Here is a 5,656-nt window from a genome sequence, read left to right as displayed (position 1 = left end):
CCACCGGACCGCAAACCTTCATGCACCAGTCGATCATGCCCCAAGTGGACGGCCGCGATGTCACCTGGGTGGTGGTCAAGTTCTTTCGGTAGGGGCGGGAACCTGGGACGGGGCCGCGAGGCCCCGTCCCGGTCTCCCGTCTTACCCCAGCAGCTTGATGATCGCCGGCACGGACAGCACGGCGGTGTAGTAGCCCATGAACTGTACGCCGGTGTTAAAGCCGAACAGGCGCGACAGCAGGCCGCCGAACAGGCCCATCGTCAGGATGACGAGCAGGCCCAGGAACTGGCCTTCCCAGATGCTGATCACGATGATCAGGCCGACGAAGGTCGCGATGATGGCTTCGTGGCTGACCTTGCGCGATACGAACAGCGCGGCGCGGCGCGCGAAGTTCATGGCGAAGGGGTAGGACACCACCGCGGCCAGCAGCACCGCCAGCATGCCGTAGCCCAGGAACTCCCAGTGGTTCAAGAGGTTGTGCAGGTTGTGCGTCTGGCCCGTGGCGGCGTCCACGGTGAAGCGCGGCGGGGCGTTGAACAGCGGCGCGGCCGGGCCGGCCGCCACCGGGCTCAGGGGCAGCCCGAAGGCGATCAGCGGGATCAGCGCCTCGGCGATGTAGGTGGCTTCGGTGACGCCGTTGCGCGCGCTGAGCACCGTGGTCAGGCGATGATAGGCGTGCTTGACGCGCGAGCCCACCAGTTCGCCCAGCACCACGGTCATGGCCACCGGGCTGAACACGAACGTGGCGCTCGATATCGCCGCCGTGGCCAGCGTCCAGCGCGTCTGCACGCGGTCCATGACCTTCAGCGGGTTCGGGAAGTAGCCCGACCAGCCCTTGACGTCGGGCGCCAGCGAGAACGTGCGCACCTTGTCTCGCATCATCTTGCTGCGGCCCTGGGGCGAGATCACGGTGAACAGGTCGGCGATCAGCGGGCCGATGGCGATGCCCAGGAAGTAGCTGATGCTGAGCTTGACGCCGTACTTGGCCGTCAGGCTTTGCAGGGCGATGATGACCATGACGAAGGGCACCAGCAGCGCCACCGCCGCCCAGCGTCCGGCCGAGAAGTAGGCGATCAGCACGGCCGCGGCCAGGAAGATCCACGGAGCGGACTTGGTGATGGCCGCGCCGAACGGCGCCAGCAGCACGGCGAACAGCACGGCCAGCGGCACCGCCACGAAGGCGGCGACGATGGCGCCGGACACCATCTTGCGCAGCGCGATATGCGGCACGCCCAGCTTGCGCAGCATGTTCGCGTCCTGCAGCAGCGGGGTGGCCAGCGTGTCGCCCGGTATGCCCAGGAGCGCCGTGGGCACGGCGTGGGTCATGTGCTTGGCCACCGCGCCCGCCAGGAAGAAGGTGAAGACGCCCGCGGGCGGCACGCCCAGCAGCACCACCAGCAGGGTAAGCGGGGCCAGCGTCGTGGTCTCGTCGGTGCCCGACACCAGGCCGATGGCGGCGAACACCACCGCGCCCAGCAGCCCCATCGCGGCGGCCACCATGATCTGTTCAAGCAGAATGGGATCGCTCATGCCAGGGCCTCCTTGGCGGCGCCGCGCCGCGCGTCCGCGGGGGCGGGCGGGACGGCGGCCTTGGCCGCGGGCTCGGCGAACAGGTCGTACAGGTCCAGTTCCTTGAGCTCGCGCACCACCGCCTCCGGCAGGTCCGCCAGCGTGCCCAGGCCGCCGGGCTGCTCCGCCAGCTCGGCCAGCACCTCGGCGCGCCAGGCCGGATCATGCGTGGAGCTGTGCTCGATGACTTCGCGCTTGGGCGGGAACAGGCGCGCGCAAATCACGCCGGCCAGCACGCAGCCGGCCAGTCCGGCCAGCATCGCGTAGGCGTGGGCCAGCTCGGGCGACGCCACCACGCCGCGCAGCCAGCGGCTGGCGGCATAGAAGCCCGCCACGCTGATGGTGATGCCGATGCCGATGGCCCAGGCGAGCTGCCTCAGGTCCACCGTGTCGCTCCAGACTTCGGCCAGGCGCGCGGGTGGCGCCGGGGGGCTTTGTTTCATGTCTCTCTCCTTTGTGATCAGGCGGCGCGCGGGAATTCCGCGCGCCGCCTCTGTTCTTGCCAGGCCGGGCGCATCAAGAGGCGCGCAGTTCCTCCAGCAAGGCCAGCGCGCGGTCGGTGCGGACGTCCTTCTCCGCCGCCATGCGCTTGGCGATCGTGTCGATCTCCGCGCCCGTCGCGCCCGCCACCAGCGCAATGTTGCGGGCATGCAGCGCCATGTGGCCGCGCTGGATGCCTTCGGTGGCCAGCGCGCGCAGCGCGCCCAGATTCTGCGCCAGGCCGACGGCCACGGCGACTTCGCCCAGTTCCTGCGCCGAACGCACGTCCATGATCTTGAGCGCCAGCCGGGCCAGCGGATGGGTCTTGGTGGCGCCGCCCACCAGGCCCACGGGCATGGGCATTTCTATGGTGCCGACCAGCGCGCCCGAGGTGTCCTTTTCCCATTGGGTGAGCGAGGTGTAGCGGCCCGAGCGGCTGGCATAGGCATGCGCGCCCGCTTCGACTGCGCGCCAGTCGTTGCCGGTGGCGACGATGACGGGGTCGATGCCGTTCATGATGCCCTTGTTGTGCGTCGCGGCGCGGTAGGGGTCGATGGCGGCGAAGGTGTAGGCGTCCAGCACGCCTTCGATGATCTCCGCGCCGCTGCGCTCTTTCGTGTCCAGCACTTGCGGCGTGAGGCGCACGCGGGCGCGGGCCAGGCGCAGGTCCGCCAGGTTGGACAGGATGCGCAGGCGCACCGAGCCGCCGGCGATCTCTTCGACCAGCGGCGCCACGGCCTCCGCCATGGTGTTGACGGTGTTGGCGCCCATGGCGTCGCGCACGTCCACGATCAGGTGCATCACGATCATGGGGCCGCGAGGCGTGTCCGGGAAGACGTGGACCTCGATGTCCTGGCAGCCGCCGCCCAGTTCGATCAGCACCTTGTCGCGGCTGTTGGCCAGCGTCAGGATGCGGTCGCGTTCGCGCAGCAGCGCCAGCCGCGCGCCATGCGGGTCGGTCAGCCCCAGCACCTGCACCTGGGCGCGCATCAGCGGGCGGGTGCTGGAGGTCTCGAAGCCGCCGCATTCGCGCGCCAGCTTGGCCATGTAGGACGCGGCGGCGACCACGGATGGCTCTTCCACCGCCATCGGCACCAGCACGTCGCGGCCGTTGACCTGGAAGTTGCCGGCCACGCCCAGCGGCAGCTCGAACGCGCCGATGACGTTTTCGATCATGCCGTCGGCGCGGTCCAGGCCGAGCGCGCCGGGGGCGGCCAGCAGCTGCTGTTCTTCGGGGGTGAGCGAGGCCGCGGCGGCAATGGCGGCCAGGCGTTGGGCGGGGGTAAGGGCCCGGAAATTGGGCAGGCGTGAATCGGCCACGATGGCGTGTCTCCGTATAAGAATCGAGTGGCCTGATTCTAGGTAAACTGTACCGCTATTCAGAGGTACAGTTTGGGCAAACAGTACCATCGCACTGCACCAATTTTGGCAATAACAAGGTGGGGATCCCCGCGTGGATGAAGCGAACATGCCCGGCCGGCCGCGCGCCGCGCCCATCGCCGAAAGCCTGGCCGGGCTGATCGGCCAGCAGATCGCCGACGGCGTCTATCGCCCGGGCGACAAGCTGCCGTCCTTGCGCGAGCTCGCGCAGCTGCACCGCTACGCGAAGAATACGGTGGTGGTGGCGTTTGAAATGCTGGTGGCCCGGGGCCTGGTGGAACCGCGCCGCGGCTCCGGCTTCTTTGTGCTGGATGTGGAGCAGGCGCGTCCGTCCGCCGACGAGGAGCCCGGGCAGTTGAGCCGCGCCATGGACATCGTGTGGCTCATGCGCGAACAGCTCAAGACCCAGCCCGACGCGGTGGCGGTGGGCGACGGCTTTCCGCCGGTGGAGTGGCTGGCCGACATGCGCATGGACCGCTATCACCAGAAAGTGGTGCGCACGGGGCTGGGCGCCTTGTTCCGCTACGGCAGCCGCTTCGGCTATGCGCCGCTGCGCGAAAGCCTGGTGCGCAAGCTGGGCGCTGTCGGCGTCAATGTGGCGCCGCCGCAGCTGGTGCTGACGCATGGCGCCAACGAAGCCATGGACCTGGTGATCCGCTACTTCGCGCCGCCCGGCGCCGCCGTGCTGGTCGACAATCCGGGCTACTACCCGCTGTTCGGCAAATTGAAGCTGGCCGGGGTGCGCATGCTGGGGGTGCCGCGCCTGCCGGACGGCCCCGACCTGGCCGCGCTGGAGGCTTTGCTGCAGCGCGAGAAGCCGCGCCTGTTCTTTACCCAGTCGCTGGCGCACAACCCCACCGGCTCGGACATTTCGCCGGCCAAGGCCTACAAGGTCCTGCAACTGTCCGAGCGCTACAACCTGATGGTGGTCGAGAACGATCCGCTGGCCGACTTCAAGCCGACCTCCGCCGTGCGCCTGTCGGCGCTGGACCAGCTGGAGCGCACGATCTACATCGGCAGCTTCTCCAAATCGTTTTCCGCGGCCTTGCGCGTGGGCTTTATCGCCTGCAATGCGGCGCTGGCCAGCGATCTGGCCGACCTGAAGGCGCTGGTCCACGTCAGCAGCTCCGAATACTGCGAGCGCATGGTGGACGTGATGCTGCGCGAAGGCCACTACGAGCGCCACCTGGTCAGGCTGCGCCAGCGGCTGGAGGCCGCCACCGGACAGGCGCTGCAGGTGCTCGATTCGCTCGGGGCCGACGTGTTCGCCCGGCCGACCAGTTCGCTCTATCTGTGGTCGGCCTTTCCCGGCGTGGCCGACTCGTTGACCCTGGCGGCGAACCTGATGCCCGAGAAGGTCATCATGGCGCCCGGCCGCGTGTTCAGCGTGGACCCCACGGCGGTGTCGCCGTGGTCGCGCTGCAATGTGGGCGCCGTCGGTTCGCCGCGGTTCTATGCCACGCTGAAGGCGCGGCTGCGTTAGCGATAGGCGAATTCCTCGAAAGCCTGCCGCAGCGCCGCCTGGGCTGGCGTGCTCAAGGCGCGGGCGACGGGCGCGCCGGGCGCGCTGCGCGCCGCCTGCACGGCAAAGCGCCGCACGCCGCGGCGCGCAAGCTCCTGCGCCAGGGCCAGGAGGCGCGTTTCGTCCAGCCAGTCGGGATGCCAGGTGATGCGGCATTCGAAGTCCGGGCCGGCCGACAGCAGCTGCGTCAGGCAGGACAGGGCGGGGCGCTGCGAATCGCGCCGCCCGGTGATGTCGTCGTAGCCCTGGGCGTCGGCCTTGATATCCATGCCCACCCAGTCCAGGTGGCGCAGCACGTCGGCCAGGCGCAGCGGGTAGATGCCCGCGGTGTGCAGGCCCACCCGGTAGCCCATGCGCTTGACGTCGCGGATCATCGCCGGCAGGCGCGGCTCGCTCAAGGGTTCGCCGCCGGAGAACACCACGGCGTCCAGCAGGCCTCGGCGGGTTTCGAGAAACTCGCGGACCTCGCGCCAGTCATAGCGCGCGGCGCGCGTCTGCAGCTCGGTGTTGTGGCAATAGTGGCAGCGCCACGGGCAGCCGGAAATGAAGACCACGGCGGCAAGCTGGCCCGGCCAGTCCACGGTGGAAAAGGGCACCAGTCCGCCCACCGCGGGCGAATGCCGCGGCAGCGGTTCGACGACGGGCTGGGGCGGAGCCGCGTAAGCCGGCCGGGCGGCCAGCCGGTGCGTGGCATGGCTGGCCGCC

General features: G+C 69.5%; 5 protein-coding genes. 1 reads left to right on the top strand and 4 read right to left on the bottom strand.

Going from position 1 to position 5,656, the window contains the following annotated elements; all coding sequences use genetic code 11:
- Positions 1–141: 141 nt before the first annotated feature.
- From ACFWP0_RS24360 to ACFWP0_RS24350, 3 genes are all read right to left on the bottom strand, one after another.
- The gene (locus ACFWP0_RS24360; RefSeq protein WP_377846478.1) at positions 142–1,530 is read right to left on the bottom strand and encodes a tripartite tricarboxylate transporter permease; all 1,389 of its coding nucleotides are present in this window, start codon (positions 1,528–1,530) and stop codon (positions 142–144) included.
- Complete coding sequence (locus tag ACFWP0_RS24355; RefSeq protein ID WP_377846476.1) at positions 1,527–2,012, bottom strand: hypothetical protein; 486 nt, start codon at positions 2,010–2,012, stop codon at positions 1,527–1,529. Before ACFWP0_RS24355 ends, ACFWP0_RS24360 begins: the two co-directional genes overlap by 4 nt.
- A gap of 73 nt (positions 2,013–2,085) precedes the next feature.
- Positions 2,086–3,372 (bottom strand): hydroxymethylglutaryl-CoA reductase, degradative, encoded by a 1,287-nt coding sequence (locus ACFWP0_RS24350; protein WP_377846781.1) that lies wholly within the window; start codon positions 3,370–3,372, stop codon positions 2,086–2,088.
- 145 nt (positions 3,373–3,517) lie between these two features.
- On the opposite strand from ACFWP0_RS24350, the gene ACFWP0_RS24345 reads away from it, so the two are divergent.
- The gene (locus tag ACFWP0_RS24345; protein ID WP_377846779.1) at positions 3,518–4,912 is read left to right on the top strand and encodes a PLP-dependent aminotransferase family protein; all 1,395 of its coding nucleotides are present in this window, start codon (positions 3,518–3,520) and stop codon (positions 4,910–4,912) included.
- Here the strand turns inward: ACFWP0_RS24345 and ACFWP0_RS24340 are convergent.
- Positions 4,909–5,631 (bottom strand): anaerobic ribonucleoside-triphosphate reductase activating protein, encoded by a 723-nt coding sequence (locus tag ACFWP0_RS24340; protein ID WP_377846777.1) that lies wholly within the window; start codon positions 5,629–5,631, stop codon positions 4,909–4,911. The genes ACFWP0_RS24345 and ACFWP0_RS24340 overlap by 4 nt on opposite strands.
- Positions 5,632–5,656 lie beyond the last annotated feature (25 nt).

This window comes from Achromobacter sp. NPDC058515 (assembly GCF_042721735.1).
Classification (GTDB): Bacteria; Pseudomonadota; Gammaproteobacteria; order Burkholderiales; family Burkholderiaceae_B; genus Achromobacter.
Note: the sequence above shows the minus strand (reverse complement) of the source record. Positions and strands in the feature narration are given on the sequence as shown.

What these genes read in the sequence shown, in the direction of transcription:
- ACFWP0_RS24345 (WP_377846779.1), top strand. Translation starts at nt 3,518, where the DNA reads ATGCCCGGCCGGCCGCGCGCCGCGCCCATCGCCGAAAGCCTGGCCGGG.
- ACFWP0_RS24360 (WP_377846478.1), bottom strand. Translation starts at nt 1,530, where the DNA reads ATGAGCGATCCCATTCTGCTTGAACAGATCATGGTGGCCGCCGCGATG.
- ACFWP0_RS24355 (WP_377846476.1), bottom strand. Translation starts at nt 2,012, where the DNA reads ATGAAACAAAGCCCCCCGGCGCCACCCGCGCGCCTGGCCGAAGTCTGG.